Here is a 23,104-nt window from a genome sequence, read left to right as displayed (position 1 = left end):
GCAGGTCTCTTGGTTGACGCCGATTCGGGTGGCGTTAAGTTTGGTCTTTGAAGCGGTCCCTTAAAGGAAAAGACTGCATTCTACAATGAGGCGCGCTGATCTTCCCTTCAATTCTTGTGTCGGGCCATGAAGGCAACAACACCCGGTATGGTAGGGCCAAGGCATGACATGGTGCGCCTTTGCCCGGATCGTCAGGTCTCGGGCGTCTTCAGGCGGCTGAGGAACTGGGCAAACACCATGCCGCCTTCGGGCCACGGGCCATGGCCGGACTCGGCGTTGATATGGCCGGACATGCCGGCATCCACCAGCATGGAACCCCAGGCGCTGGCGATGTCGTCGGCATGTTCGTAAGTACCGAAGGGATCGTTGCGGCTGGCGATGGTGATGGACGGAAACGGCAGTGGATCGCGCGGGTAGGGGCCGAAGGTCATCAGGTGTTTCGGCCGGATATCCGGATTGGCGACATCGGGCGGGGCAACAAAAACGGCGCCGACGACCTTATGGGCGATCTCAGGCAAGGCATGGATCACGGTCGGCACACCGAGCGAATGGGCAACCAGCACGACGGGCTTGGTAGCGGCGTTCACCTCTTCAACCAGGCGCGCCACCCAGTCTGCCTTCACGGGCTTGGTCCACTCCGCCTGCTCGACCCGGCGCGCGGTGGATAGCTTGCGCTCCCAGCGGGTCTGCCAGTGATCGGGGCCGGAATTGGTGTAACCGGGTACGATGAGGATATCTACTTCTGAAACTTTCATGCGCCCATATCTGTGCTTTGATGCCGTCGCGATCAAGACCGCGGCGGCATTAACTTATCCGCGTTCTGGATCAGGCGTTACCGAAAACGCGGGTGAAGATCGTGTCGACGTGCTTGGTGTGATAACCGAGGTCGAACTTTTCACGGATCACGTCTTCAGGCAGCGCTGCGCGCACTTCCTCGTCGCCCAACAGTTCTTCCAGGAAATCGGCACCCTGTTCCCAGACCCGCATGGCGTTGCGCTGTACCAGACGGTAAGCGTCTTCACGCGAAACACCGGCCTGTGTCAGCGCCAGCAGAACGCGCTGCGAATGCACGAGGCCGCGGAACTTGTTCATGTTCTTCAGCATGTTGTCGGGATAGATCACCAGCTTCTCGATGACGCCGGCCAGGCGGTTCAGCGCGAAATCCAGCGTAACCGTGGTGTCGGGGCCGATGGCGCGCTCCACGGAGGAGTGGCTGATGTCGCGCTCGTGCCAGAGCGCCACGTTCTCCATGGCCGGCACGACGGACATGCGCACCAGACGCGCAAGACCGGTCAGGTTTTCGGTCAGGACCGGGTTGCGCTTGTGCGGCATGGCGGACGAGCCCTTCTGGCCGGGAGAGAAGAACTCTTCCGCTTCCAGAACTTCGGTGCGCTGCATGTGGCGGATTTCGATGGCGACGTTTTCAATCGACGAGGCGATGACGCCCAGAACGGCGAAGAACATGGCGTGACGGTCGCGCGGAATGACCTGCGTGGAGACCGGCTCGGGGATGAGGCCAAGCTTTTCGCAGACATGTTCCTCGACGCGCGGGTCGATATTGGCGAAGGTGCCGACGGCGCCGGAGATCGCGCCGGTGGCGATTTCCGCACGGGCATTAACGAGGCGCTCGCGGTTACGGTGCATCTCGGCATAGAAGCGGGCAAAGGTCAGGCCCATCGTGGTCGGCTCGGCATGGATGCCGTGGCTGCGGCCGATGCGGACCGTGTTCTTGTGCTCGAAGGCACGGGTCTTGAGAGCCGCGAGCACCCGGTCCATGTCGGCGAGCAGCAGATCGGCGGCGCGCACGAGCTGGATGTTGAGCGTGGTGTCGAGAACGTCGGACGAGGTCATGCCCTGATGCACAAAACGGCTGTCGGGGCCGACAAATTCGGCAAGATGGGTAAGGAAGGCGATGACGTCGTGCTTGGTCACGGCCTCGATCTCATCGATGCGGGCGACGTCGAAAGTGGCGCTGCCGCCCTTTTCCCAGATGGTCTGGGCTGCGGACTTGGGGATGACGCCGAGTTCGGCCAGCGCGTCACAGGCATGGGCCTCGATCTCGAACCAGATGCGGAACTTTGTTTCCGGCGACCAGATGGCGACCATTTCCGGCCGGGAGTAACGAGGGATCATGGCAATGACTTTCTTAGTGGAGGAATTTTGCTGCCCGTTTAGCAAAGTGTTCCGGTAATCTCAATCTATCAAGCTGCATGGCTAAGTCGCTTGCCGCGCACGCCGGCAGAGAAACGCGCCGGCGGCCGAGAGCGGAAGAGCCGCAAAGGGAAAATACAGTCCGAGACCGAGAATTGCGAATTGATAGACCGCGCCGAGCGAGGTGAAGAGCTGCTGGAAAAACCAGATGCGGGAAAAGGCCGGTGCGTGCCATTGCGCATAAAAGATGCGGTACTGGAACGCGAAAAATGCCGCCGCAACGGCGAGGGTGAAGAATGCGATGGCGAGGCAGGCCGCCGCGAAACGCAGCGGCAGGGAAGTGGAGGCGGGAAGGAAGCGCAAAGCCACTATCGCCAGCAGCCAGCCCAAAAGGCCGCCGCAGAAGAAAAGCGTGATGATATCGGCGGCATGGTCGGTTTCCAGCCGGTTTCGGATATAGAGTCCGATGGTGGCGACAGCGGCCGAGCAGAGGGCCCAGGCAAGGGCGCCGAAAGCCAGGAACAGCGCTGCAGAAGCCGTCTCACGGAAACCCTTTCTGTCGCTTTCCATGACTATCCCCCAACGCCTGCCCCAACGCTCGCAATGCCGCCCCGGCCTTTCCGCATTCTGCGACGGCGGGTTATGTCCGTCCGGCTTCCGCGGCCATGCGCAATTGTGCGACGGTCTTGCGGTAGTCGGCAACGCCGTCGCCCTTGAAGACAGCCGAGCCCGCCACCAGCGCGTTGGCGCCGGCGGCAATGATTGCGCCTGCGGTTTCCGCCGTCACGCCGCCATCAACTTCCAGATCGATCGGCCGGTCGCCGATCATCGCCTTTGCCGCCCGGATCTTGTCGAGCATGGCGGGAATGAATTTCTGGCCGCCGAAACCGGGATTGACGCTCATGATAAGGATGAGATCGACATCGTCGAGCACGTTCTCGATGACGGAGAGCGGTGTGGCGGGGTTGAGCGTCACGCCGGCCTTGCGGCCAAGCCCGCGGATCGTCTGCAACGAGCGGTGCAGATGAGGTCCCGCTTCCGCGTGCACGGTGATGCTGTCGCAGCCGGCCTTGGCGAAGGCTTCGAGATAGGGATCGACGGGTGCGATCATCAGGTGGCAATCGAAGAAGGCCATGCTGTGGGGCCGCAGCGCCTTGATGACATCAGGCCCGAAGGAGATGTTGGGGACGAAGTGGCCGTCCATGACATCGAGATGGATCCAGTCCGCGCCGGCTTCCGTGACATCGGCGACTTCCTGTCCCAGCTTGGCGAAATTGGCAGCCAGAATGGACGGGGCTATGCGGATGGGCAGGGACATGGGGCAAACTCCTCTCGACGCGTTGCGTAAGCTGCCTTTAACATCAAGTATCTGGGTTTGAAACGGCTTGCGGTGCGCTTGCCCGCCGTTTTCAGCTACGTTTCAACGAAATCCCGCGCATGGCGCGTGGCCTATTGCTTTTCGGCCCTGTCCACCGGCTCGAAGCGCTGGCCGTTCCAGCGCTGCAGGCGATAGGGGTTGTCGGAAAGGTCGTGTGACGGTGTGAAGCCGAGATCGCCGATGACGGTTTTGAAGACGGTGCCGCCAGCCAATATTTCCGGTGCGGGTTTCGATTGCGCCTGTGTCGCCTCCGCAAGGGCGGCCGTCAGTTCCGTCGCCGCATAGGCCGGCAGAACGTAACCCTCGGGTACGATGCCGGCTGCGCGCAACTCTCCGCTGGCGGCCTGAGCCGAGGGCAGGGTGTCATAGGCCGGGCGCGTGACGGCCAGCACATTGGCGGTGAGGGGAACAGGGTTGTTTGCCGCATTCATGGCGTCACCACCCATGATGGTCAAAGCGAGGTTTTCGGATGCGGCGTCTCTGGCGATGATGGCGACGTCGTTGCGCTCCGCGCCCACGAAGACATGGGAAATGCCGGTTCGCGCCAGCCGGCGCACCAGCGCCACCTGCTGTTCCTGATTGGGGCGCATCGTATCAGAAAAGGTGGGCTTGAGGCCGTTTTCCTCCAGCGACGCGCGGATGCGGTCGACAAGTTCGCGGCTATAGATCGTGCCGTCGTCCACAAGCCCGAGGGAATGTCCCTTCCAGTCGCGCAGGATGATTTCGGCGATCCTGTCCGATTCGGCCCTGTCGGAAGGGGAGAGGCGGAAAAGCGGCCAGCCATATTTCAGGGAATCTTCCATCAGAATAGGCGCGCGGCTGGAAAGCGTGATCGCGGGAATGGCGGCCGCCTTTAGTGGCGGCAGGACACCCTGAAGCGTTTCCGTGCATAAAAAACCGATTGCGGCGCTGACCTTGGCGGCCACCAGGCCATCGGCAATCGCGCCACCGCTGCCATCTTCGCAGCTCTCGTGGATTTCGACGACATCCAGCCCAAGCTTGGCCGCCGCCGCCTTGGCACCTTGCCGCACCTGCTGCCCCAGAAGCTCGTAAGGACCGTTCTGTGGAGCAACAATGCCAATCGATGCAGCACTTGCTGAGCCCGCAAAGGCAAAACCGGCGATGATCGTTAGCAGGCGAACTGAAAGCATGACGTGATCGAAATCCTGTTGTCCCGGCTTGATGTTTATCGGCAACAACCGGTTTTCCAAAGGAAAAATACGTGCGCTTCACAGACATTCCCGCAAAACCACCACATTGCTGATGTGCCGGCCTCGCTGTCGAGGATCAGCTTGCCGATCTTTTGTTACCTTCAGCGCTTGCCCGTTTCGAGCGCAACTCCTCGCCAAGGCTTTGCTCCACCCAGGGTAACTGGGACATAAGATCGTTCCATGCGAAGGAAGGGCCGGCGCGACTGGTCACATTGTTGTGCCATCTGGTCAGCTCCGCGAAGCGCTGATCATCGGTTATCCTGACGTCGTGGTCGCGATAAACCTTGTTTATCAGCCTTCCGAGCGGATTGATCAGATCGATCAGAAGCTGATGGGAGCCATGGTCTGTGCTGGTGGATTGTCCCCCCTCGAACATATCTCCATGCCCTGTGACGAGCCAGGATATGTTCACGCCGAACTCCCGGTGATAGGCGGAAAGCAGCTCTGCGTCGGGCACGCGCTCGCCCCGCTCGTAATGCGCCAGACCACTTTTGCTGATCACCAGCCGGCTGGCGAAGACATCCCGGTCATCGATATCGAACGCTGCCCTCACGGCTCGGAGGCGTCTTCCTAGGTCTGTCTTGGGCTCGACTTCTTTCCTAGCCAAATTCTTTCAAGTTAAATCACAAATGGAGTTTACAAAAATCCAAATGTAATTTAATCCTCTCTGTGTTCGATATCATCAATAAGAAAGGCGTCTGGCAGGACGCCGTTGTTTTAATAGGCTATTTAGCACTGTGTTAAAGGCATCAGCAAGATAGGGCACACGCTTCGTGCCCCTGCATAAAATCAAATATCGCACGGTTGGGTGCTTGATGACTCGTTAGCGGTCTTCACGACGATTCGATTTCGATGCGAACATGACAATATTTGAATGTATTGATCCCCCGAAAAGGCGGCCATGATGCATGTTGAAAGGCCAGGGTTGCTACGTAAGGCGCTCAGTTTGACTATTAAGGGCCTTGCGATGCTCGTTTTGTATCCATTTATTTTGTTATTCGCGATCGTAGTAATGGCGATGGTGATGATTTCCCCTGAGATAAAGCCACGAGAAGAAGGGCATGATTGATCATAATTTCTTTCGCGACCAAAGGGGTGCATGGCAGCACAGCGATGTGCCGCCATGGAAGGAACACGGCAACAATTGCATAAAATATCATGCTTCACTTAGGCGCAGGTCTTTATTGCTGGTTTTAGTCGTCTCTATTTTTATGTGGTGGATTATCATTTTTTGCGCCCGATACATTGTGTCGACATTGTAGGCGCATTGGATCATGCATTAATATTGCAATAGGACATTGCGTCCGTGCAGGCTCGCCTGCGTATCGGAGAATTGCCTAAAGGTCAGCGTTCCAATCAAGTTTACGACGTCTGCGTTGCTTGATTGATCGCTTTTATAAATATCAATTATAAGTTGTTCCCGCCCGTCGTCGATGGAAGGAACCATTCTCGTTAATTTTCTGCAGAGTTTCATCTGCCTGTCTCTCATGTTGCGGGGGAGAAAACTCCGTGCGGCTGAATGACTGTATTGCTTTATAAAACTATTATATTTGTGGAGTAGAGATGCAATTTGGAAGGTGTGCGTTATTCATTGTGCCTCACAGAGTGCAGCAAACAAAAATGCACAATTTATCCCCATTTCCATAACTCACTGATATATATTCGAAATACATAAAGCTTCATGTCGTGGGCAGGTTTCTGTCCGCGGTTTTTTCGCATTTGCGAGAAGAATTGCTTGACGGAAACTAAATGTTTAGCTTAGATAACATTGTTTCAGGGGACGACTGAAATTGGCCATATTAGGCCTCGGAAGTGTTCCGATTATAAGCACTGCCAGACTATATTGCATTCCATATTCTATCTTTTTCATTACGCACAAACCGCTTCGGGAAACTGGAGCGGTTTTTTACATGATGCTAATTTAAGCAATTTAAAATTGAATTTGAAATGCCTCACGCAAAGGCGTTCTTTCATTCCTGTTTTTACAGAAAAGATATAGCGCGGAGAGGGTGAAGCCGGCTCCGGCACGTAATCCACGCAGCTGTTTGAAAACGTGTTTTGAATGCGCCCGTCGCCCGCAGGCGGGTCGGCTCAGTTTCCCGTGCGGTATTGTTTCAGGGCGGCCAGGGCATCTTTTGCAAAGGCGGAGAGGGGCTCGGGAAGCTTATCCGGATCGAACCAGCCAATGGCGGAAAGCTTGTCCGGTTCGGTCAGTGTCGGTTCACCCTGCGTATCGCGGGTGACGAAGATCAGCGAGACCCAGTGGTGGCGGTCTTGCGGATCGATAAATTCGCTGTGGCAGAGAAATTCAACAGCGCCGATCTGAAGGCCGGTTTCTTCTTCGGCCTCCCGCCGCGCTGCGGCGAGGCAAGTCTCGAGGTGATCCACCTTGCCGCCCGGAATGCTCCAGTATCCGGCTTCCGGCGCTTTCAGGCGTCGGCACAAAAGCAGGCGGTCTTCGCGCAATATGACAAGGCCCACGCCAACGCCCGGAAAATCGAGGCCAGGCTTGAAGGTCGATGTCATGTTGTCCATGGCGCTGATCAGGCCTTGGCGTTGGCCACGATCAGCATGAAGGCGGGAATGTCGTCGCCGAAACCAACCGGTGTCGGGCCATCGTCATGGTCACGATAATGACGGCGACGGTCGCGGTTGTCGTCGTTGGCGTGCAGCGAGTTCAGGTTGCGGCTGTTGCGCTCGGAATTGCGCGGGGTCTTTTCCGGTCTGCGTTCTGCCTTCACCTTGTCTTCTCCGTGAGCCGCGATGTCCGTATCCACTACGGATTGTGCGTCCTGATTGATGTTTTCCACCGGCGATGCAGGTGCATCGCGACGGTTTCTGTCGCGGCCTCTGCCGCTACGTTCCTTGGTGCCCCGGCGGCCGGAATTGCTTTCAAAGCTTTCCATGGGCGCGGGGAGGGAGGACAGATCGCCGCTCAGCCATTCGATCTTTTCGGCAATCAGCTTTTCAATCGCGTCGAGATATTTCGCGTCGCTCTTGGTGACGAGAGTGAAGGCCTTGCCCGAACGGCCGGCACGACCGGTGCGGCCGATGCGATGGACATAGTCTTCGGCATGGATGGGAACATCGAAGTTGAAGACGTGGCTGACATCAGGGATATCAAGCCCGCGGGCTGCAACGTCGGAAGCGACCAGCAGCGTCAGCTGTCCATCCCGGAAGTTCTGCAGCATCGTCGTGCGCGAGCGCTGATCCATGTCACCATGCAGTGCGCCAACGGAAAAGCCGTGACGATCCAGCGAACGGAACAGATCGGCGACATCCTTCTTGCGGTTGCAGAAGATGATGGCGTTCTTGAGTTCCGCTTCTTCGGCACGGACCAGATCGCGCAGCACGGCGCGCTTTTCATAGTCCTTATTGTGCGCCGCGACGATACGCTGCGTGACCGTCTTTGCCGTAGAGGAGGGCTTGGCGACCTCGATCCGCGTCGGGTTCTGCAGGAACCGGTCAGCCAGTTTCTGGATTTCCGGCGGCATGGTGGCCGAGAAGAACAGCGTCTGCCGGGTAAAGGGGATCATTTTGGCGATACGCTCGATATCGGGGATGAAGCCCATGTCGAGCATGCGGTCGGCTTCGTCGATGACGAGAATTTCCACGCCGGTCATCAGCAGCTTGCCACGCTCGCAATGGTCGAGAAGGCGGCCGGGGGTGCAGATCAGCACATCGGCGCCACGCTCGAGCTTGCGATCCTGGTCTTCGAAGGAAACACCACCGATGAGCAGGGCAACGTTCAGCTTGTGATTCTTGCCGTATTTTTCGAAGTTCTCCGCCACCTGCGCCGCAAGCTCGCGAGTCGGCTCCAGGATCAGCGTGCGCGGCATTCTGGCGCGTGCGCGGCCCTTTTCGAGCAGCGTCAGCATCGGCAGAACGAAGGACGCGGTTTTGCCCGTGCCGGTCTGTGCGATACCGCAGATATCACGCTTTTCCAGCGCGGGCGGAATGGCGCCGGCCTGAATGGGTGTCGGCGTCGTGTAGCCGGCATCTGCAATAGCGGAAAGAACTTTTTGGCTCAGGCCAAGATCAGAGAATGTTGTCAAAGGAAGAACTTTTTCCGTTCTGGTTCGGTAAGAATACCTGCGTGCCGCTGCGGCACTTGCAAAGACTTGGCGCGGGGATAGGCCCAAATTGCCGGAAAGTCAAGGAAACAACGGGAAAAGCGCGCGAAACGTGATGCTTCGGGCGGGGCTTTTGAGCCCTCACCGTGAATTTGTGTGATTTATCGTTAAAAGAGCAAAAGAAGGGTTAAAATCAGCCTGCTATTTCAGATAGGTTTTCAGCTCCGCCCCGGCGATCAGGTATCGCATGGGATCGACCGGTGTATCGTTGCGCCGCACTTCGTAATGCACATGCGGGCCGGTGGAGCGGCCGGTGCTGCCGGCGCGGCCGATGACGTCGCCGGCTTCCACCCGGTCGCCAGCCCGGACGAGGATGGCGGAGAGGTGACCGAATCGGGTGGAGACGCCCTGGCCGTGATCGATCTCGACCATATTGCCGTAACCGCCGGAGTTTTCCGCCACCGTCACCTTGCCGGCGCCGGTGGATTTGACGTCCGCACCGGTTTCAGCGCGAAAATCGATGCCGGTATGCAAAGCGGGACGTCCGAGAAACGGATCCATCCGGTTGCCGAATCGGCTGGTGATCGCCCGGCCGGGGGCAGGGTTGCCGAAGGGCAGGGCAGTCGCACTTTCCTTGACGACATCAAGCCGGTTCAGCGCATTGTCGAGACTGGTGAGCGACAGGTTGAACGGGTCGGTCTCACCGCCCAAAGGCGCGGCATAGGGACCGCCGACATCGTCGGTGCCGTTTTCTTCGATCTTCAGGCCCGCCTGCCGGATGATGTCCTGCATGGCGCTTGCCTTGTCCTCGGCGTCGCTGGTCAGCCTGGCGATGCGCGATATCTGCTGGCGTTCGATATCCTTCAGTGACAGCGTGACCTTGGAGAAAACCCGGTCTGCCCGGTCGGAAGGTGTTTCGCCGGATTCAGGCGCATAGGCGGCCCGTCTGTCGGCTGCGGCGGCTTTTTCCGCCTGCGGTTTCGGCGCCATCAGCTTTTCGATGGCGGAAAGGCCGCCGGAGAGGTCGGCGCGTTTTTCCGGAACCATGGCATTCGAGAGGGAGGAGGGCGCGGCCGGGGCGGTGGCTGCGATGCCGGAGTTTTCAGCACGCTCCAGAAGCTCGCTCATGCGCCCGTGGCGCGAGGTCAGCGCAGCCTGCTGTTCCAGCAGTTTTTCCACTTTCTTTTCAACGACCTGCTGATCGAGCAATTGCCGGGAGGTGACGCGGTCCACCTGGGCTCTCAGCGCCGCGATGCGGTCTTCATAGTCGTTCTGCATGCGCGTCTGGCGCGCCATGGTCGCGCCGATCAGATCGTCGCGCAAGATGAGGTAGCCGGTAGCACCGAGATAACCGAGCGAAAACAGGCCGATCGTGCAGCCGGCAAGCACCGCCATCCAGGGCCGGATGGTCATGTGCCGCACGTTTTCGCCGCGCGCGAGAATGAGCACATGTGGCTCGCGTTTCTTGCCGAATACCCGATTTTCCGCCGTATCAGTCACAATCTCTCTCCGGACTGGCCGATTTCTTAACCGAAATCATAATTCGTTAAGGTTAACGAAGTTTTGCCGGAGATGCGTATCGTTGGGCGTTAGCTATGGCTGATGGATGTGAGTGACCGGTAAAAGGAGGGTGTCAGGCCGGCTTCGGCGCGGGCGAGATCGTTGAAGGGAGGTTTCAGCGGGCCACGGAAATTGGCGCGCACCAGCTGTCTGAAGGTTGCGGCCGGATCCTTCTTCTCACGCGCGCAGAGAAACCGGAACCATTTGGCGCCGATGGCGACATGACCCTTTTCGTCATTATATATGACGTCGAGAACCGCAGCGCTTTCGAGATCGCCGGTCTCGCGCATCCTGACCTGCAGGGAAGGAGTGACGTCCAGCCCGCGCGCCTCCAGGATAAGCGGGACGACGGCGAGCCGCGCGGTCAGATCGTTGCGGGTGGAGTGTGCAGCCTGCCACAGCCCGTCATGGGCGGGCAGGTCGCCATAGTCAGCCCCGAGGCTTCTCAGCCGGTCCCGCACCAGCCGGAAGTGCTTTGCTTCCTCGAAGGCGACCTGCATCCAGCCATCGAAAAAGGAATGGGGCACCGGTTCGCTCGCATAACGGGCGACGATATCGAGCGCGAGATCGACGGCGTTGAGTTCGATATGGGCGATGGCGTGCAAGAGGGCGATGCGGCCCTTGACGCTGTGCAGCGAACGCCGCTCCACCTCGGTCGGCGGAACGAGTTCCGGTTTCTCCGGCCTGCCCGGTCGCTCGGGCAGGGGCGGATCGAGCGGCGAGCGCAACGACAGCCGGCGTTCGAACCAGCGTGTTGCGGTCTCCTGCGCGAGTTCGGTCTTTCGGTCGAGATCGGCGCTGACGATCGCTTCCGTGGCGCCGCCGCGCAGGGACATGATTTTGGCCGGAGGCATCAAGGCTGAATGGCCCTCAGAGCTTTTGGGCGGCCTCGAGAACGGCCTGTGCGTGACCCGCAACCTTCACCTTGTTCCAGATTTCGGCGATCTTGCCATCCGGGTCAATGAGGACCGTCGTGCGTTCGACGCCCATGTATTTTTTCCCGTACATGCTTTTTTCCTTCCAGACGCCATAGTCCTCCACAACCTGCCTCTCCTCGTCGGAAGCGAGCATGACGGAAAGGGAATGTTTTGCCGCAAACTTGCCGTGGCTTTTGACGCTGTCGGGTGAAATTCCGATGACGACGGCATTGGCGGCCTCGAATTGTCCGCCGAGCGCGCTAAAATCGATCGCTTCGGCGGTGCAGCCCGATGTATCGTCCTTCGGGTAGAAATAGAGGATGACGGCCTTGCCTTGCAGTTTCGACAATGTCACCGTCCCTTCACCGTTACGGGGCAAGGTGAAGTCGGGGGCGGGGCTGCCAATCGTCAGGTCAGTCATAATCTACCTTTCTTTCGCCGGGATGTTGAGGGAAAGTCGCCACATTCGATATATAGCGAAACCGCGCGTCGTCCAGTGTTGCGGCGAAACAAAAGCTACTTAGAGGCAAACACGGGCGTATGGCTGAAATAAGGGGTGAAAAGGTTAGTTTCGGCAAGCGCGATATGGTTGCGCTGCACGAGCTTCCTTCGGCTCAGGCCGAAGACCCGATCATCGTGCATTGCCCGCCGCCGCGCTCGATGGCGCGCGCTTTCTGCAAGATTTTTGCGGCCCTTTTCGTGCTGGCCTTCCTGTCCATCGGCGGCATCATCGTGTCGGTCGAGACCGGCTCCATCGACAAGACGCTTTCGAGCCAGGCGCAGCAGGCGCTGGAAAAGGCACTCGGACCCCATTACAGCGCGCGGATCGGCTCCTCGGCGATCCGGTTTTCCACCGGGCTGCGGCTGGCGCTGGTGGCCGAGGATGTGGATATCGTCGAGAAGGAATCCGGCCAGCATCTGAGCCGGGCGCGGGCAATCGGCATGGCGCTCGATCCGCTTGCGCTTCTGGCCGGCCATGTGTCGGTGCAGAGCCTCGAAGCCGACGGCATGGAACTCGATACGGCGCTTTTGCCAAAGGGCAACGGTTTCGATCTCGCCAGCATCAAGCTCGACGCCGTGCCGCAGCAATTGCAGGCGGCCTTCGGGCAACTCGACAAGCTTGCGCAGGCTTTTCTGAGCAGCGGCACCGAAGAAATCGATATTTCCAGCGTTTCGGTTCACCTGCCGCCCAGCGAACAGGGCAAGCCGCGCACCATCGAAGTGCGGGAACTGTCGCTGACACCGGATCAGCAGGGCGGATATACGCTCGATGGAGAAACCCTGTTCAACGGGGAAATCGCCAGCGTGTCGCTCAGAACCTCCGGCGCAGGCGGTGTGATCGACGGTTTTGACGCCCGCATCGATGGTTTCGACATTGGCCCGTTCCTCGAAAAATTCGATCCAGACGGAAATCTTCATGAAGGCCTGAACGTCAAGACCGGTGTGAATATTGTTGCCCGGCGCGCGATGGTAGCGCAAGAGCCGCGGCTGGAGGTTTCGGTCGGTCTCGGCAATGGAACGCTGATGATTGGCGGCGAGGCGCAGCCCTTCACGACTGGCACCGTGCATGCGCGTTATGATTTTGCAAAAAACAGCGTGGTCATCGACAATTCGCAGGTGGAGCTGGGGCGGACGATCATTCCCGTCAACGGCGAAATCAGCGATACGGAAGAGGGATTCGGCCTTTCGCTGAGAGTAGACAATGGAGTTGCTTCCTCAGAAGCCTCCGGTGAGGCGCCTGTTTCCTTCAACCTGAAAGCGGACGGGCATTTTGCGACGGCCACAAAGCAGCTCGACGTTCCCTCGCTTTATGTCAGCGGCCCGCTCGGAGACATGGCGGGCTCGCTGAAAATCCGGTTTGGCGAGGGTTCGCCGGAAATCAGCTTCGGTGGCCAGATTCCGAAGATGGAGGCAACGGCCGTCAAGCAGCTCTGGCCGTTCTGGATGGCGCACAAACCGCGTGACTGGGTAGTCTCCAATCTCTACGGCGGCACCGTCACCAACGGGTCAATCGCGATCTTCATTCCGCAGGGACGGATGTGCGGTCCGGGCTGCCCGCTGGTGCTTGGCGAAAGCGAAATGCAGATCCGCTTCGACATTGACGAGACGCGCCTCAATACGACAGGCGACATTCCGCCGCTTCGTGACGTCGATGCGCATTTCGACCTCGTCGGCGGCAAGATGGCCGTCGATATCAAGGAGGGCACATCCTATTTCCCGTCCAACCGGACGCTTTCGCTGGAGAACAGCCGCTTTCTCATTTCAGATGTGTATGAGAAGCCGTTGCTCGGAAATCTCGAGCTTAACGTGTCCGGTGCCGCCGATGCCGTGGCGGAGCTTGCGACGCTCAAACCTATCAATGCGCTCAAGGATACGCAGTTCAAGCCGGAGGATTTCACCGGCGACGTGAAGGCCAATGCGAAGCTGACGGTTGGCATGCTCTCCAGCCAGAACCCGCCGCCGCCGGTGTGGACGGCCGATCTCGACTTGAAGAACCTGGCGCTGACCAAACCTTTTGCCGGCCACAAGGTGACTGCGCTTGACGGTTTCATGTCGCTGAACGACCACCAGTTGAAACTGGAGGGCAAGGGCCGGGTGGACGACGTGCCGATGGACATCGTGATGACGGAGCCGGTGCGTAAAAACAGCAACGTCGCTCCCACTTTGTCTCTGAAGGCAACCTTGAACGAGACGCAGGTCGCCAAGCTCGCGCCTGAACTCTCCAGCGTCCTCGGCGGCACGACGGCGATCGAAATCGACGGCGCCGACCCGAAAAGCCAGGACATCAAGCTCGATCTCACCAGGGCATCGATCATCCTGCCCGGGCTAGGCTGGAGCAAGGGCATCGGCATTCCCGCCAAAGCCGCCTTCACCATGCAAGCGGCGGATGGCCGCACGACGGTCAGCGATTTCTCCCTCGACGGCGACGGTTTCGGTGCCGCCGGTGATATCACCTTCAGCAAGAACGGCCTGATTTCCGCCGATCTCAGCCGAGTGAAACTCTCGCCAGCCGACAATTATGCCATTTCGGTCGCTGCGTCCAAGAACGGCTATATCGTCAATGCGTCGGGTAAATCCGCCGATCTGCGGCCCTTCATCTCGAAGCTGCGCAGCCCCTCGAGTGGTGGTGACGGGGCATCCCGCTCGCAGCCCACGCTTTCCGTCAAGGCGCAGTTCGACAAAGTCTATGGTTTCAACGACGAGGTGCTTGCCAACGTCAATGCCGATGTCAGCGTGCGGGATGGCAAGGTGCGCTCGATCGACGTGCGCGGCGTCACCGGCAATGGCCAGGCGGTGGTTGCGCAGACCGTCAATCGCGGCGCGACTGGAACCGTCACGCTGACCAGCAGCGATGCGGGTTCTCTTGCCCGTTTCGCCAATATCTATAGCCGTATTCGCGGCGGCCTTCTCAATCTGGCGCTCACGACCTCCAATGGCAGCGACTGGAGCGGCTCGCTCGACCTGCGCAATTTCGCCGTCGTCAACGAGGCCAAGCTGCAGGATATCGTCGCCACGCCGACGGGCGAGGACGGCAGAAGCCTCAATAATGCGGTGCGCCGCAATATCGATGTCAGCTCGGAAAAATTCCAGCGTGGTTTTGCCCGGGTGGTTTACGTCAATGGTTCGGTGGCAGTTGAAAACGGTGTGGTGCGCGGTGAACAGATCGGCGCGACATTCCAGGGACTGCTAAAGGACCAGAGCGGCCGCATGGAGATGACCGGCACCTTCATGCCTGCTTACGGGCTGAACCGGCTGTTCGGCGAGTTGCCTTTCATCGGTATCTTCCTTGGCAACGGCCGTGACCGCGGCCTGCTCGGCATCACCTTCAAACTATCGGGCCAGACAGACCAGCCGAAGCTGACGATCAACCCGCTGTCGCTGATTGCGCCGGGTGTCTTCCGGCAGATTTTCGAGTTCCAATAAAAAGGGCCGCTTTCGCGGCCCTCGATGCAGGTTTGGCGCTGGTTTACGCCGGGCGAACCAGAACGTGCTTCTTCTTGCCGACCGACAGCTTGATGACGCCGTCACCGGTCACTTCGCCGGTGCCGATCATCTGGCGCTCGTCTGAAACGCCCTGATCGTTGATCTTCACCGCGCCGCCCTGAACATGGCGGCGGGCTTCGCCATTCGAGCTCGCAAGGCCGGCGCGGACGATGAGCGACAGGACGCCGACGCCGGCATCGAGTTCGGATGTCGGAACCTCGATGGAGGGCAGGTTTTCGGCAAGCGCGCCTTCCTCGAAGGTCTTGCGCGCCGTTTCGGCGGCTTCTTCCGCCGCAGCGCGACCATGCAGGATCGCCGTCACTTCCGTTGCGAGGATTTTCTTCGCTTCGTTGATCTCAGATCCGCCAAGCGTGGCAATGCGGGAGATCTCATCCATCGGCAGGGTGGTGAAGAGTTTCGCGAAGCGAACCACGTCCGCATCTTCCGTGTTGCGCCAGTATTGCCAGAAATCATAGACCGGCAGCAGGTCCTTGTTCAGCCACACCGCGCCAGATGCGGACTTGCCCATCTTCGCGCCGGAAGAGGTGGTCAGAAGCGGCGAGGTCAGCGCGTAAAGCTGCGGTGTCCCCATGCGGTGACCAAGGTCGATGCCGTTGATGATGTTGCCCCACTGGTCCGAACCGCCCATCTGCAGCCGGCAGCCCGTGCGCTGGTTCAGCTCCACGAAATCGTAGGCCTGCAGGATCATGTAGTTGAATTCGAGGAAGGATAGCGACTGCTCGCGGTCAAGGCGCGTCTTCACGCTGTCGAAGGACAGCATGCGGTTGACCGAGAAGTGGCGGCCGACATCGCGCAGGAATTCGAGATAGTTCAGACCACGCAGCCAGTCGGCATTGTTGATCATCAATGCCGGGTTCTCGGCACGATCGTAATCGAGGTAATTCGCAAAGACGTGCTTGAGCGAGGTGATATTGTCCTCGATCATGTCGATCGTCATCAGCTTGCGGGCCTCCTCCTTGAAAGAGGGATCGCCGACCATGCCGGTGCCGCCGCCCATCAGAGAAATCGGCTGGTGGCCGGTCTTCTGCATCCAGTGCAGCATCATGATCTGGGTGAGGTGGCCGACATGCAGGCTGGAGGCCGTCGGGTCATAGCCGATATAGGCGGTCACGGTTTCCTTGGCGAACAGTTCGTCGAGACCTGCCTCATCGGAGATCTGGTGAATGAAGCCGCGCTCATCGAGCGTGCGGAGGAAATCGGACTTGAACCTGGACATAACCTTTTACTTTCTGGTTTGATCTTTTCCGTCATTGAAAGCCAATGAACGCCGGGGCTTTATCATTGTTTTTTGAAATGTGCACCCGTTTCGGCCATGAATATCGGGATTCACGTCATCATGATTCGATATTGCAAGGGAGCGGCGCGTGGGCGAGGTCAAAACGGCAATCGGGCTGATGAGCGGCACATCGATGGACGGCATCGATATCGCGGTGTTGCGCACGGATGGCGAGAGCGTGGTCCGGCACGGGCCGAGCGGTTATTTTCCCTATGATCCGGGTCTGCGGGCCATCTGGCAGAAGGCACTCACGACAGCCAAAACCATTCGCGAACGGCGGGAGCGTCCGGGCGATCTGGGGGAGGCCGAACGCAAGCTGACGCTTGCCCACGCGGCTGCGGTCAAATCCTTCCTGCACCGGCACCGGTTTGACGTCGGTGATATCGATGTGATCGGTTTTCATGGACAGACCGTGCTGCACCGGCCGGATGAGGCATTGACCGTGCAGATCGGTGACGGCGCGCTTCTGGCCGAGGAAACCGGTATCGATGTGGTTTACGATATGCGCGCGAACGACATGGTGCATGGAGGGCAGGGTGCGCCGCTCATTCCCGCCTATCACATGGCACTGTCAGCCAATCTGCCGGATGGGTTCGAAACGCCCGCCGTCTTCGTCAATATCGGCGGCATCTCCAACCTGACCTATATCGGCGAGGGTGGCCGGCTTGCGGCTTTCGACAGTGGTCCCGGCAATATGCTGATCGACCAGTGGATCGAGGCGCATACGGGCAAGGCCTTCGACAAGGGCGGCAGGACGGCGGCAGGCGGCAGCGTCGTTGCCTCGCTGGTGGCGCGTTATATGGAAAGCCCGTTCTTCTCGGCCAATATCCGCCGCTCCCTCGACCGCAGCGATTTCGTGCCGCCGCAAAAGGGTGAGGTATCGCTGGCGGATGGGGCGCGGACGCTCTCGCATCTGACGGGGGCGGCGATCCTCAAATCGGCCGGCTATCTGCCGGAAGCGGCGAAGACCTATGTGGTCTGCGGCGGCGGGCGGCTCAATCCTGTTGTCATGGCGGAATTTGCCGAGCTTGCAGCAAAGTCGGGTGCGCGGGTGATTGCGGCGGAGGAGGCGGGATTCGATGGCGGGGCGATGGAGGCGGAGGCCTGGGCTTATCTCGCCGTGCGCTCGCTGAAGGGGCTGCCGCTGACTTATCCCGGGACGACGGGGGTGACGGAGCCGGTGACGGGTGGGGTTTTGGCTCGGGTGTAATTTGAGGACGGTGAGTGTGGCTTACCCCCCTCTGCCCTGCCGGGCATCTCCCCCACAAGGAGGGAGATCGGCAAGATGCCTGCTCCCCGCCTGAAATTCTACCGTTGAATATGGCCGGAAGGTCGCCACGATTCGATCTCCCCACCTGTGGGGGAGATGCCCGGCAGGGCAGAGGGGGGTGAGCCAAGCCCGCCGGCGATCATGTTGGGGATATCAAGCCTGCCCAGATAGCGGGCGGCCAATCACCGAATGCGCTTCGCTGCCGGTTCCGGCACAAGCTCACCATTCAGGCGACGATCAAGATAGTCCTCGCATTCGCCCATCAACTCATCCACCTTGCCGTTGAAGAAGTGGTTGGCGCCGGGAAGGGTGCGGTGGGTGATGAGGATGCCCTTCTGGGTCTTCAGCTTTTCGACCAGACCATTCACGTCCTTCTCAGGCGCAACCTTGTCGGCATCGCCGTTGATGATGAGGCCGGAAGACGGGCAGGGGGCCAGGAAGGAGAAGTCGTAGGTATTGGGCTGCGGCGCAATCGACATGAAACCTTCGATTTCCGGGCGGCGCATCAGCAGCTGCATGCCGATCCAGGCGCCGAAGGAATAACCGGCGACCCAGCAGCTTTTCGAATCGGGATGCAGGCTCTGAACCCAGTCGAGAGCGGAAGCAGCGTCGGAAAGCTCGCCGGCGCCATGGTCGAACTCGCCCTGGCTACGGCCGATGGAGCGGAAGTTGAACCGGAGCGTCGTGAAACCACGCTTCTGGAAAAGATAGAAGAGCTGGTAGACGATCTGGTTGTTCATCGTCCCGCCAAACTGCGGGTGCGGATGAAGGATGATCGCTATCGGCGCGCTCTTTTCCTTGGAGGGTTGATAACGGCCTTCGAGGCGACCCGCAGGGCCGTTAAAAATGACTTCGGGCATTGGTACTCCGGTCGTGTTTTTTCATTCCCGAACCGCATTCTTCCGATGAGAAGACTTGACGAACTGTGTCATCTTTTCTAGAACGCAGTTTAGAATAATTCGAAACTTTGCGTGTGCTCAAGCACTCGGGTCGTGTCATAAGGCAAGCGCAACTGTAATTTCAAGAAAAATGCGTTTTGGCGCATATAAGATTGAGCGAAGCTTTTCCGCTATGACGGGTTTAACGCGTACATATATGGACTGGAACGCCACGGCGCCGCTTCTGCCTGCCGTGCGGGACATCCTTGTGTCCGCGCTTGATCTTGCCGGCAATCCGTCTTCCGTCCACCGGGAAGGGCGCGCTGCCCGCGCCGCCGTGGAGGCTGCCCGCCGTGACGTTGCCGCCCTTGCCGGCGCGCAGGCATCCCATGTCACCTTCACCAGCGGGGCGACCGAAGCTGCCAATCTGGTGCTAACGCCGGAATTCAAAATGGGACGCGCGCCTGTGCGCTATGGCCGGCTTTACGTGTCCGCCATCGAGCACCCCGCGTTTCGCGAAGGCGGCCGCTTTGAGAAGGATGACGTTACGGAAGTTCCCGTTACGTCAGCGGGTGTCATTGATCTGGCTGCCCTTGAGACGCTGCTGTCGTCGCATGACAAATCCGCTGGCTTGCCGATGGTTGCCTGCATGCTGGTCAATAACGAGACCGGCATTCTCCAGCCGGTGGCGGAAGCCGCGCGGCTTGTGCACGCGGCCGGCGGCTTGATGGTTGTCGATGCCGTGCAGGCGGCGGGCCGCATTCCGCTCGATATCAATGATCTCGATGCGGATTTCCTCGTCCTCTCGTCCCACAAGCTCGGCGGCCCCAAGGGTGCCGGCGCTCTCATCTCGCGCGGCGAGGTGATGATGCCGAAGCCGCTGATCCATGGCGGCGGGCAGGAAAAGGGACATCGTTCCGGCACGGAAAATACCCTGTCGGCCATCGGTTTTGGTGCCGCCGCTGCCGTGGCGGCCGAGTACCTGGCGGGTGAAGCGGCGCGTCTTGGCGCGCTGCGGGCGAAGCTGGAGGACGGCATGCGGGTGAATGCGCCTGATGTCATCATCCATGGCGCGGATGTGGCCCGTGTGGGCAATACGACCTTTTTCACCCTGCCGGGCCTGAAAGCGGAAACGGGACAGATCGCCTTCGACATAGAAGGCATTGCACTCTCGGCCGGTTCGGCCTGCTCCTCCGGCAAGGTGGGCGAAAGCCATGTGCTGACGGCGATGGGGCACGATCCCAAGCTGGGCGCGCTCAGGATTTCCCTCGGTCACGCGACTGACGAGGCGGATATAGACAGGACGCTTGTGGCGTTCACGAAAATTGCCGGGCGGCGCAAGCTTTCCGGTCAGGCCGCGTAAAATGCGGCAAAGAATTGCGGAATAGCAATTTTCCGCTTGCCGGGATGTGTGAAAAGCGCCATCCCGCACTTACATGGGTATAAGCTCCGCCCCGTTTATACGGGCCGGATATTTGCCCGAAGATGGATAAGGCGGCTTTCCGCCTTGATACGTTGACAAGCCACCGGACCTTGGCTCCGGCGAGATTGGAGAACGACATGGCAGCGGTTCAGGAAACGATCGATCAGGTTCGCCAGATCGATGTGGACCAGTATAAATACGGCTTCGAAACCGAAATCGAAGTCGACAAGGCCCCGAAGGGCCTTTCGGAAGAGGTGATCCGCTTCATCTCGGCCAAGAAGCAGGAGCCGGAATGGATGCTGGAATGGCGTCTTGAGGCTTACAAGCGCTGGCTGACGATGGAAGAGCCGACATGGGCGCGCGTCAGCTATCCCAAGATCGATTTCAACGATCTCTATTATTATGCCGCACCGAAAAGCACGCCCGGCCCGAAGTCGCTGGACGAGGTCGATCCGGAGCTCTTGAAGGTTTACGAGAAGCTCGGCATTCCGCTGAAGGAACAGGAAATTCTGGCCGGCGTCGAAAACCGTCGTGTGGCCGTGGATGCGGTGTTCGACAGCGTCTCCGTTGTCACCACCTTCAAGGCGGAACTGGCGAAGGCCGGCGTGATCTTCATGTCGATCTCCGAAGCCGTGCGCGAATATCCCGATCTGGTGAAGAAATATCTGGGCTCGGTCGTGCCGCAGACGGACAATTTCTACGCGACGCTGAACTCAGCTGTCTTTACGGACGGTTCCTTCGTGTTCGTGCCGAAGGGCGTTCGTTGCCCGATGGAGCTTTCCACCTATTTCCGTATCAACGAAAAGAACACCGGCCAGTTCGAGCGCACGCTGATCATTGCCGAAGAAGGCGCTTACGTCTCCTATCTGGAAGGCTGCACGGCGCCGCAGCGCGACGAGAACCAGCTTCACGCCGCCGTTGTCGAACTTGTGGCGCTTGACGATGCCGAAATCAAATATTCCACCGTCCAGAACTGGTATCCGGGCGACAAGGACGGCAAGGGCGGCATCTACAACTTCGTGACCAAGCGCGGCGATTGCCGCGGCAACCGTTCGAAGATTTCGTGGACGCAGGTGGAAACCGGTTCGGCCATCACCTGGAAATATCCGTCCTGCATTCTGCGCGGCGATGACAGCCGTGGCGAATTCTATTCGATCGCGGTTTCCAACGGCCATCAGCAGATCGACAGTGGCACCAAGATGATCCATCTCGGCAAGAACACCTCGAGCCGCATCATCGCCAAGGGCATCGCTGCCGGTTTCTCGGAAAACGTCTATCGCGGCCAGGTCTCGGCCCACCGCAAGGCGACCAACACGCGTAACTTCACGCAGTGCGACAGTCTGCTGATCGGCGACAAGTGCGGCGCGCATACCGTGCCCTATATCGAGGCGAAGAACTCGTCTGCTCATTTCGAGCACGAGGCGACCACGTCGAAGATTTCCGAAGACCAGCTGTTCTACTGCCTGCAGCGCGGCATTCCCGAGGAGTCGGCCATCGCCCTGATCGTCAACGGCTTCGTAAAGGATGTCATCCAGCAGCTGCCCATGGAGTTTGCGGTTGAAGCGCAGAAGCTGATCGGCATTTCGCTGGAAGGGTCTGTGGGGTGAGACACGCCATCGCAGTGAAAACGGCGTTGGCGTTTCTGCTGTTGTTAGCCTCCTTGGGGTCAGCGGCGGCTATGCAGCCGTGCCCTAGTCAGGATGAGCGCTTGAAGTCGGCGGAGATCGTCGTGGAGGCGCGCGTCAGATCACTGACGATCGGGGATTCGGGAATTATGGATTCTCAGGGAATAAATCCCCGGATGATCCGGGCGGAACTTGAATTTGTGAAGGCAATCAAAGGCGATCTTAAAAAGCGAGATATTGTCGCTTATAGCACTTCATTCAGTTCCGAATTGCTCAAGCCGCTGTCGATGATGGCTGTCGTCTATGGTTTGGGGCCGCAAGATTCGTTTGAAATCGAATTGTCGGTCCTTAAAGTCGCGGAACTGGATGTCAGTTTCTATACGCTGGATGGCTGCGCTTACTGGAAGTTGCCTGACGAATTCGCAGATGCGATGAGTGATTGGAATTGACGGATTAGATCCTCGGGACAAGCCCGAGGATGACGGATGAGAAAATTGAGACAAGTCCCTAATGGGGTCTACGAGGCGGTCCTTGAAACCGCACCATGAACAGGAACCATACCATGCTTGAAATCATCGACCTACACGCAAAGATCGCCGATACCGAAACCGAGATCATCAAGGGCCTCAACCTGAAGGTTGCCGCTGGTGAAGTCGCCGCCATCATGGGACCGAACGGCTCCGGCAAGTCGACGCTGTCCTACATCCTGTCGGGCCGTGAAGATTATGAAGTCACCTCCGGTGACATTCTTTATAACGGCGAAAGCATTCTGGAGCTGGACGCCGCCGAGCGCGCAGCAAAGGGCATTTTCCTGGCCTTCCAGTATCCGGTCGAAATTCCGGGCGTCGCCACCATGCAGTTCCTGAAGGTTGCGATGAACGAGCAGCGCAAGGCGCGCGGTGAGTCCGAGCTGACCACGCCGGACTTCATCCGCCGCGTCAAGGAAGCGGCCGGTGATCTGAAGATCGACATGGAGATGCTGAAGCGTCCGCTGAACGTCGGTTTTTCCGGCGGTGAGAAAAAGCGCGCCGAAATCCTGCAGATGGCGCTCTTGGAGCCAAAACTCTGCGTTCTCGACGAAACCGATAGCGGCCTCGACATCGACGCCCTGAAGATCGTGGCTGATGGCGTCAATGCGCTGAAGTCGCCGGATCGTGCCACAGTCGTCATCACCCACTACCAGCGCCTGCTCGATTACATCGTGCCTGACAGCGTTCACGTTCTCTACAAGGGCAAGATCATCCGCTCGGGTGACAAGGCCCTGGCGCTGGAGCTGGAAAACAATGGTTACGCCGACATCATCGGTGAAGCGGCCTAAGCCAGAGGCCAGGAGGTGA

19 protein-coding genes are annotated in these 23,104 nt (G+C 59.1%); 6 read left to right on the top strand and 13 right to left on the bottom strand.

The features are described 5' to 3' along the window. Positions 1-191: 191 nt before the first annotated feature. From GSF67_RS08390 to bcp, 11 genes are all read right to left on the bottom strand, one after another. Positions 192-755: an alpha/beta hydrolase gene (locus GSF67_RS08390; RefSeq protein WP_006314098.1), complete on the bottom strand. Its 564-nt coding sequence runs from the start codon at positions 753-755 to the stop codon at positions 192-194. Between the two features lie 70 nt (positions 756-825). After that, positions 826-2,133, bottom strand: coding sequence for an adenylosuccinate lyase (gene purB, locus GSF67_RS08385; RefSeq protein ID WP_006314099.1), 1,308 nt, complete (start codon positions 2,131-2,133; stop codon positions 826-828). Positions 2,134-2,214: 81 nt separating this feature from the next. Further along, positions 2,215-2,721, bottom strand: coding sequence for a hypothetical protein (locus tag GSF67_RS08380; protein WP_006314100.1), 507 nt, complete (start codon positions 2,719-2,721; stop codon positions 2,215-2,217). A gap of 70 nt (positions 2,722-2,791) precedes the next feature. Then, entirely contained in the window at positions 2,792-3,469 is a 678-nt protein-coding gene (gene rpe / locus GSF67_RS08375) for a ribulose-phosphate 3-epimerase (protein WP_006314101.1), read from the bottom strand. A 131-nt stretch (positions 3,470-3,600) separates the two neighbouring features. After that, positions 3,601-4,680: an ABC transporter substrate-binding protein gene (locus tag GSF67_RS08370; protein ID WP_035215946.1), complete on the bottom strand. Its 1,080-nt coding sequence runs from the start codon at positions 4,678-4,680 to the stop codon at positions 3,601-3,603. Positions 4,681-4,816: 136 nt separating this feature from the next. After that, complete coding sequence (locus GSF67_RS08365) at positions 4,817-5,347, bottom strand: helix-turn-helix domain-containing protein (protein WP_035215848.1); 531 nt, start codon at positions 5,345-5,347, stop codon at positions 4,817-4,819. A gap of 1,484 nt (positions 5,348-6,831) precedes the next feature. Continuing rightward, positions 6,832-7,275, bottom strand: coding sequence for an NUDIX domain-containing protein (locus GSF67_RS08360; protein ID WP_006314106.1), 444 nt, complete (start codon positions 7,273-7,275; stop codon positions 6,832-6,834). A gap of 8 nt (positions 7,276-7,283) precedes the next feature. Next, a complete protein-coding gene (locus GSF67_RS08355) occupies positions 7,284-8,795 on the bottom strand; it encodes a DEAD/DEAH box helicase (protein WP_006314108.1) in 1,512 nt (503 codons plus the stop codon). A gap of 219 nt (positions 8,796-9,014) precedes the next feature. Then, positions 9,015-10,313 (bottom strand): M23 family metallopeptidase, encoded by a 1,299-nt coding sequence (locus tag GSF67_RS08350; RefSeq protein WP_006314109.1) that lies wholly within the window; start codon positions 10,311-10,313, stop codon positions 9,015-9,017. Positions 10,314-10,402: 89 nt separating this feature from the next. Further along, a complete protein-coding gene (locus GSF67_RS08345) occupies positions 10,403-11,227 on the bottom strand; it encodes a ferritin-like domain-containing protein (RefSeq protein ID WP_006314112.1) in 825 nt (274 codons plus the stop codon). A 16-nt stretch (positions 11,228-11,243) separates the two neighbouring features. After that, positions 11,244-11,711: a thioredoxin-dependent thiol peroxidase gene (gene bcp / locus GSF67_RS08340; protein ID WP_006314114.1), complete on the bottom strand. Its 468-nt coding sequence runs from the start codon at positions 11,709-11,711 to the stop codon at positions 11,244-11,246. A gap of 119 nt (positions 11,712-11,830) precedes the next feature. Between bcp and GSF67_RS08335 the strand changes: the two genes are divergently transcribed. Then, the gene (locus tag GSF67_RS08335) at positions 11,831-15,214 is read left to right on the top strand and encodes a DUF3971 domain-containing protein (protein WP_006314115.1); all 3,384 of its coding nucleotides are present in this window, start codon (positions 11,831-11,833) and stop codon (positions 15,212-15,214) included. Positions 15,215-15,257: 43 nt separating this feature from the next. Here the strand turns inward: GSF67_RS08335 and tyrS are convergent, their stop codons facing one another. Next, the gene (tyrS, locus tag GSF67_RS08330) at positions 15,258-16,511 is read right to left on the bottom strand and encodes a tyrosine--tRNA ligase (RefSeq protein ID WP_006314116.1); all 1,254 of its coding nucleotides are present in this window, start codon (positions 16,509-16,511) and stop codon (positions 15,258-15,260) included. 148 nt (positions 16,512-16,659) lie between these two features. On the opposite strand from tyrS, the gene GSF67_RS08325 reads away from it, so the two are divergent. Next, a complete protein-coding gene (locus GSF67_RS08325) occupies positions 16,660-17,781 on the top strand; it encodes an anhydro-N-acetylmuramic acid kinase (protein WP_006314117.1) in 1,122 nt (373 codons plus the stop codon). A gap of 242 nt (positions 17,782-18,023) precedes the next feature. Here the strand turns inward: GSF67_RS08325 and GSF67_RS08320 are convergent, their stop codons facing one another. Further along, entirely contained in the window at positions 18,024-18,701 is a 678-nt protein-coding gene (locus GSF67_RS08320) for an alpha/beta hydrolase (RefSeq protein WP_003495402.1), read from the bottom strand. Between the two features lie 211 nt (positions 18,702-18,912). On the opposite strand from GSF67_RS08320, the gene GSF67_RS08315 reads away from it, so the two are divergent. From GSF67_RS08315 to sufC, 4 genes are all read left to right on the top strand, one after another. After that, positions 18,913-20,082, top strand: a complete 1,170-nt coding sequence (locus tag GSF67_RS08315; RefSeq protein WP_035215949.1) for a cysteine desulfurase family protein — start codon at positions 18,913-18,915, stop codon at positions 20,080-20,082. Positions 20,083-20,279: 197 nt separating this feature from the next. Next, positions 20,280-21,749 (top strand): Fe-S cluster assembly protein SufB, encoded by a 1,470-nt coding sequence (gene sufB / locus GSF67_RS08310; protein WP_003507956.1) that lies wholly within the window; start codon positions 20,280-20,282, stop codon positions 21,747-21,749. Beyond that, positions 21,746-22,216 (top strand): hypothetical protein, encoded by a 471-nt coding sequence (locus tag GSF67_RS08305; RefSeq protein ID WP_006314120.1) that lies wholly within the window; start codon positions 21,746-21,748, stop codon positions 22,214-22,216. Before sufB ends, GSF67_RS08305 begins: the two co-directional genes overlap by 4 nt. Before the next feature lie 113 nt (positions 22,217-22,329). Beyond that, positions 22,330-23,085, top strand: coding sequence for a Fe-S cluster assembly ATPase SufC (gene sufC / locus GSF67_RS08300; protein WP_003522658.1), 756 nt, complete (start codon positions 22,330-22,332; stop codon positions 23,083-23,085). The last annotated feature ends 19 nt before the right edge of the window (positions 23,086-23,104 follow it).

The sequence above is a fragment of the Agrobacterium sp. CGMCC 11546 genome, from assembly GCF_013365515.1.
GTDB classification, from domain to species: domain Bacteria; phylum Pseudomonadota; class Alphaproteobacteria; order Rhizobiales; family Rhizobiaceae; genus Agrobacterium; species Agrobacterium fabrum.
The sequence above is the reverse complement of the archived record's forward strand: the minus strand, read 5'-3'. Positions and strand labels throughout refer to the sequence as shown.

Bases quoted from the DNA above. Each gene is read 5' to 3' on its own strand.
- GSF67_RS08345 (WP_006314112.1), bottom strand. From the start codon at position 11,227: ATGCCTCCGGCCAAAATCATGTCCCTGCGCGGCGGCGCCACGGAAGCG.
- bcp (WP_006314114.1), bottom strand. From the start codon at position 11,711: ATGACTGACCTGACGATTGGCAGCCCCGCCCCCGACTTCACCTTGCCC.
- GSF67_RS08360 (WP_006314106.1), bottom strand. From the start codon at position 7,275: ATGGACAACATGACATCGACCTTCAAGCCTGGCCTCGATTTTCCGGGC.
- GSF67_RS08335 (WP_006314115.1), top strand. From the start codon at position 11,831: ATGGCTGAAATAAGGGGTGAAAAGGTTAGTTTCGGCAAGCGCGATATG.
- GSF67_RS08315 (WP_035215949.1), top strand. From the start codon at position 18,913: ATGACGGGTTTAACGCGTACATATATGGACTGGAACGCCACGGCGCCG.
- GSF67_RS08370 (WP_035215946.1), bottom strand. From the start codon at position 4,680: ATGCTTTCAGTTCGCCTGCTAACGATCATCGCCGGTTTTGCCTTTGCG.
- sufB (WP_003507956.1), top strand. From the start codon at position 20,280: ATGGCAGCGGTTCAGGAAACGATCGATCAGGTTCGCCAGATCGATGTG.
- rpe (WP_006314101.1), bottom strand. From the start codon at position 3,469: ATGTCCCTGCCCATCCGCATAGCCCCGTCCATTCTGGCTGCCAATTTC.
- tyrS (WP_006314116.1), bottom strand. From the start codon at position 16,511: ATGTCCAGGTTCAAGTCCGATTTCCTCCGCACGCTCGATGAGCGCGGC.
- GSF67_RS08380 (WP_006314100.1), bottom strand. From the start codon at position 2,721: ATGGAAAGCGACAGAAAGGGTTTCCGTGAGACGGCTTCTGCAGCGCTG.
- sufC (WP_003522658.1), top strand. From the start codon at position 22,330: ATGCTTGAAATCATCGACCTACACGCAAAGATCGCCGATACCGAAACC.
- purB (WP_006314099.1), bottom strand. From the start codon at position 2,133: ATGATCCCTCGTTACTCCCGGCCGGAAATGGTCGCCATCTGGTCGCCG.
- GSF67_RS08320 (WP_003495402.1), bottom strand. From the start codon at position 18,701: ATGCCCGAAGTCATTTTTAACGGCCCTGCGGGTCGCCTCGAAGGCCGT.
- GSF67_RS08390 (WP_006314098.1), bottom strand. From the start codon at position 755: ATGAAAGTTTCAGAAGTAGATATCCTCATCGTACCCGGTTACACCAAT.